The following is a 4,641-nucleotide window of genomic DNA, read 5'->3' on the forward strand; positions in this document are numbered from 1 at the left end:
CTCTCAGGCCTTGCTATTATTTTAGGAGCTGCTTGCGCACGTCCTACCTAGGCTACAGGCTTTTTTCTGCTTTTTTACCTCAGGCGGTCGCGGTGGTCTCGGCAGCGCAATAGTGGCGCACCAGGCTCATCAACTCTTCTTCAGAGAACGGTTTGCCCAGATAGTGGTCGACGCCCAGCTCCTTGGCATGTTCACGGTGCTTCTCGGCGATGCGGGACGTGATCATGATGATGGGCAGGTTACTGAGGCGCACGTCAGCCCTGATGTTGCGCGCCAGGTCAAAGCCATCCATGCGCGGCATTTCGATATCTGACAGCACCACGGCCGGCCGCTCTTCCTGCAGGCGTTCAAGCGCTTGCAGACCGTCGGCCGCCATGGAGACACGGTAGCCTTCACGCTGAAGCAGACGTTGCGTAACCCGGCGAACCGTAATGGAGTCATCGACCACAAGAATCAACGGAATCTGCGGGGCGACAGGTGCCGCCATCGTCCTTTTCGCGACGCTGCCGCTGCCGCCGTCGGTGGTTGCCGCGGTAGCGCCGGAGCCTTCAAGCATGTGCGGCTCGGCCCGGTCTGAACTCCATGCGCGCGCCTGCTGGCCATACACGGAAGCCAGCGCAACCGGGTTGTAAATCAGCACGACCGCACCGGAAGCCAGCACTGACATACCGGCCAGGCCGGGCAAACGGGACAACTGCGGGCCCAGGTTCTTGACCACAACCTCCTGGTTGCCCAACACTTCATCGACGTGCAGGGCAATGCGCTGTGCGGCGCTTCGGAAAATCACGACCGGTGTGGTCTTGCCCTGGGCTTCGGCGCTGTGGTGCGAGGCCTGCAGCAATGCACCGGACCAGAAGAAGGGCATCGACTCGCCGGCAATCTCCAGTGTGCCGGTGTTATAGGCCTGCTGCAGCTCTTTGGCCGAAGCGCGCCTGACGGTTTCCACAACGTTGGCAGGTACGCCGATTGAGAGATTGCCCGAGCGGATCATCACCACCTGCGTCACAGCAGTAGTCAGCGGGAGTACCAGCTTGAAGTGCGTTCCCTGACCGGCGACGGTGGAAGTTTCGATCCGGCCACCGAGCGCGTTGACTTCAGAGCGGACTACATCCATACCGATGCCGCGTCCTGCCAGCTCGGTCACCTGCGCGGCCGTAGAGAAGCCGGGCATGAAAATCAGGTTAGCGGCGTCGCCGTCTTCCAGCGGTTGATCAGCGGTGATCATCCCGAGGCTGATGGCCTTTTCGCGGATACGTGCCAGGTTCAAGCCGGCGCCGTCATCGCTGAAGTCAACAGAAACGTCGTTACCTTCCTGGCGCAAGTGAACGGTGATCAGGCCGACCGGGTCCTTGCCGGCATCGGTGCGAACCTGCGTACTTTCAATACCGTGGGCCACGCAGTTACGCAGCAAGTGCTCAAAGGCCGGCGTCATACGGTCCAGCATGCCGCGGTCCATTTCCATGGTACCGCCCAGCAAGTCCAGGCGGACCTGCTTGCCGGTTTCCTTGGACGCTTGGCGCACTACGCGGTACAGGCGCTCGGAGATGCCTTCGAATTCCACCATGCGGGTACGGAGCAAGTCGCGTTGCAGCTCTCGGGTTTGGCGAGCCTGGGCGATCAAGTCGTCTTCGGTGGCTTCCACCGTGCGCTGCAAGGTGCGCTGCACGGTTGCCACGTCATTCACCGACTCGGCCATCATTCGCGTCAGTTCCTGTACGCGGGTAAAGCGGTCGAACTCCAGCGGATCAAACCCAGCCTGGGCTTCCTTGGCCTGAGCCAATCGCGACTGCATCTGGGTTTCAGCCTGCAACTCAATGTCCCGCAGCTGCTGGCGCAAGCGGTTCAAGTTACCGCTCATGTCGTTCAGCGAGCCCCGGAGCTGGCTGAGTTCGGCTTCCAGCCGGGAGCGCGTGATCATGACCTCACCAGCCTGGTTCACCATGCGGTCAAGCAACTGGGAGCGCACGCGGATCGAGGCGTTGGCCGCCTGTCGCAACGGCTGCATGGCCATGGTCTGCGGCGCCGGCACCGTGAGCTTGCGGCCCGCACCGGCGGCAACCGGAGCGGCGCTCTCGGCTGGAGTTTCCTGCGCATCCACAATTGGAGCGGGCTTGTCCTGCGTGGTCGACTTCAGTATGGGCTCAACGGTCGCGATAGGCGCAATAGGTGCAATAGGTGCAAGCGTGACGGGTGCAGCCGCAGCAGCCGCATCAGCACGGCGCAAGGCCTCAAATGTAGCTTCCATGGCGTCAAAACGCGTCATCAGGGGTTCGAATTCCTGGGTTGAAGCCGCATCAGAGCCGAGATGTTCGATTTCGGACTCAATCCGGTGAGCCATTTCGCCTAACCGCAATGCACCTGCCAGCCGGGCGCTGCCTTTGAGCGTGTGAAGTGCACGGAGGACTTCCATGCGTGCGCCCTGGTTATCAGGACGTGAAGACCACTGCCGCAGTGCGCCCCCCAGCTGGGGCATGAGTTCTGCAGCTTCTTCTTCAAAAATCGGAAACAGGTCGGGATCAATCGCATCGACCGCATCGATTTCGTCGTCCTCGTCTTCCTCGAAGTTCGAGTTCAYTGGTGCAGCCACGGTCGCTACCAGCCGGGCAGGCGGAGAGACGACAGCAGCAGGTGGAGGCACCGGCGTGACCTGAGCGGGGACAGGCATTTCAATTACCTGAGCCGGCGTCACTTCTGGCTCTGGTTCCAGTGAGCGCACCGGCTCTACAGAGACCGTTTCCACCTCCACCGATTCGGGGGAGAAGTCGAAGTCGGAAAAATCGTTACCCGGTGGCAAAACCGAATCAGAGAAATCGAGTTGCTTCAGCCTGTCAAGGATGGTTGCATCCGCCTCCTTGAGAAAACCCGCGGCAAACTGGTGCAGAAGCCGGCGGATGTCTTCCGCTGCATCAACAAATACCTGCCCATACCTGGCGGCGCCATTGCTGTGGTGAACGCTGGATTGCTGCAAAGCCTGTTCAAGCGCCCGAGCCATTCCGGACAGGGCATGGAACCCGACAGTCGCGGAACTTCCCGCGAGGGAATGGGCCAGGGCGACGGTAGAGTCACTGACCGGTTGGTTCAGCTCGAGCGCCCATTCGGCCACCTCAGTCACAAGCCGGCGTGACCATTCATCTGCTTCATTCAGGTAGACGTTGTAAAGCGGAATTCCAATGCGCAAGGCACCGATGACCTTGACCTGTTCGTCACCATTGCCATCCAATGGCAGCACACTGTCAGCTGCATCGACCGCATCATCCGTCTTCAGAACTTCGGCAGCCTGCAAGTGTTGCGGTTGCCCGGCCAGACCGGCGCCTTCGGCCGCTGCCGGCAATTGTTTGTGCCCCTCAGGGGTGAAATCAAAGACCACAGGCGTTGGCTGTTCAGCCGCCACGGCCTCGGTTTGAAAGTGCTTGTCGAAATCCGCGTCCGACAGTTCGATCGGTTCTGTTGCATTTATTTCCAGGGATGCGAACGGCTCCGCCGAAGCGGGCGGCGTTGACGCTGGTGTTGTATCAGCCGTCGCAGAAACTGCGGACAAACTGCCGAAATCAATGCCTTCAATTTCTGCCACAGACGGACCTGCAGGCTCCGCAGGGCTCGCGGTCGCAGCTGCACCTTCCGACTCAAACATGAGGTCAAAATCCAGATCCGTCACGACGGCCGGGTCGGCAACAGGTTCAGCACCCACGGTTTCGGGAACACCTGAATCCAGCTCCAGCTCAGGTGCCAGCGCTGTTGGCATTGCTGCCGCCACGGCGGCCACAGGAACCTCGGCAGCATCGACTACGGCAGTCACCAGGGGGCTGTAACGGCCCTCCGTGCGCATCGCATCGGCACTGGCTCGGAAGGTAGACGCCGACCACGATCCATCGCGATTTCCCGCAATGTCTTCAATCCACTTTGCAAAACCGCCCATGGCTTCCAGCGATAAAGCCCGGAACTCATCCGTGGCAACCTTCTGGTCGGCCAGCCAGCTATTGAGCATCTGCTCAAGCGACCACGCCGCCTCGCCGAACTCGTTGAGTCCCACCATGCGGGAGCTGCCCTTGAGCGTATGAAAAGCACGCCGCAAAACCGTGAGTTGAGATACATCGGCCGGATCATTGACCAGTGCAGCCAAAGCTTGCTGGCCGTTGCCGACAACTTCGCGTGCCTCCTCAAGAAAGATGTCACGGAGGTCGTCTTCTTCAAAATCATCCGACGCGGCCGGGCTCTCAGGCGCCGCCTGCACCGGCGTTACGGCAAATGCCAAGGTCGTCAGCGCCTCCGCAGCAACACTCGCGTTGCTTCCGGAAACTGCGACGGCGGCTTCGCGCGCACTTTGCGCAAGCGCAGGTTGTTCGGCCAGCGCCGCATGCGTGGCCAGCGTGTCAAGTTTGAGCGTGAGGTTGTGGTCCGTTTCGCCAAGACCCGCATCCTGCACAACAGAAATCACTTCCTGTGACAGCACATCATTGTTGACCGTGACAGAGGTCGCCGCACTACCGGCGTTCTGGGTCCGGCCCATCAAAGGCTTGAGCTCGCCTTTTTCCGCGTCAAACACAAACAGTTTTTTCGCCAGCGCCGGCTGGTAATTCAACATATCGATGAGGAAACTCAAGGCGCCAAGGTTGTTCCCGAGGTGCTCGAATGTTCCCGCTG

At 60.5% G+C, this 4,641-nt stretch carries 1 protein-coding gene; it reads right to left on the reverse strand.

Annotation, left to right across the window (positions count from 1 at the left end; all coding sequences use genetic code 11):
* Nucleotides 1–79 precede the first annotated feature (79 nt).
* The coding region (locus tag AC1D1X_RS16110; protein WP_477698647.1) for a hybrid sensor histidine kinase/response regulator at nt 80–4,641 on the reverse strand (4,562 nt) is incomplete at its 5' end.

It is taken from the genome of Polaromonas sp. P1_G4, assembly GCF_056405475.1.